Here is a 1,056-nt window from a genome sequence, read left to right as displayed (position 1 = left end):
AGGTGAGGCAGACCACGGAGAGGTCGCGGGGGCTGTGCAGGGCGGCGGCCTGGACGGTGAGCCAGCGGGCGGTGGACAGGGCGCGGGCGCGGTCCCCGGCGACGCCGACGACGCCGAGGTCCTGGAAGGGCAGGCAGACGGGCACATCGGGCAGTTCGGGCTGCTCGGGCTTGTCCTCCTCGCCCCACATGCCGCCCTTGCCGAGGGCCAGTTCGACGTCGGAGTGCAGGGTGCCGGTCCCGATCCTCAGCAGCATGGCGTCGGGGTCGGTGAGGCGGCGCTCCCAGAGGCGGCGGCGGGGGCCGGTGGCGAAGAGCAGGATCTCGGCGGGGTCGGGCATCTCGGCGCGCCGCTCCCGCTGTTCCTGCTTGCAGGTGGCGGCGAGGAGTTCCTCGTGGGCCGCGAGGTCCTTGCGGTACTGCTTCATCGACGTGCGGTGCTTCTTCTTGCCGTCGCGGTTGTCGCTGATCCACTGCGCGGCCATCATCATCGGGCTCATCAGGCAGAACAGCAGCATGTAGATCTGCTTGGTGATGAGCCACATGGTGATGCCGAAGAGCATCGGCATGAAGGCCATGACGAACTGGAACTTGGCCCGTTCCGCCTTGGTGGGCGGCTGGGGCACGACCAGCCGGGGGCGGCGCCGGAGCGGGTTGAGGCGGGGCGGGCGGTTGTAGGCGAGGCCGCCCTCGCTCATCCGGGAGAGGTGGGCGTCGGGGGCGACGGCCCGGTCGAGGACGAGGAGGGTGTCGCCGGCCCGGACGGTGTCGCCGAGCGGCCAGGCCGTCTCCCCGTCGGCCCTCTCGCCGTCGACCAGGACGGTGAGCCCCGCGCCGGGCGCGGGTATGAGCGTGGCCTCGCCCCGCACGTCGATCCGCAGCCGCAGCGCGGTCCCGGGCAGGGTCGGGTCGGGGACCTGCACGGTGCAGTGCGCGCCGGAGCCGATCTCGGCGACGCCGGCGCCGAGCCGGACGACCCGCCCGGAGGCGGGCCCGCCCGCCACCCGCACCTCGTACCAGCCCACCGGTTCGCCGCGGCGCAGGAGCGGGCCGACGC

At 73.8% G+C, this 1,056-nt stretch carries 1 pseudogene; it reads right to left on the bottom strand.

The features are described 5' to 3' along the window. Positions 1-1,056 (bottom strand): annotated as a pseudogene (locus ACFV9O_RS40780) (cell division protein FtsK); the annotation flags it as partial.

This window comes from Streptomyces sp. NPDC059909 (genome assembly GCF_042730885.1).
Taxonomy (GTDB): Bacteria; Actinomycetota; Actinomycetes; order Streptomycetales; family Streptomycetaceae; genus Streptomyces.
This window is presented reverse-complemented; position numbering and strand designations above follow the sequence as displayed.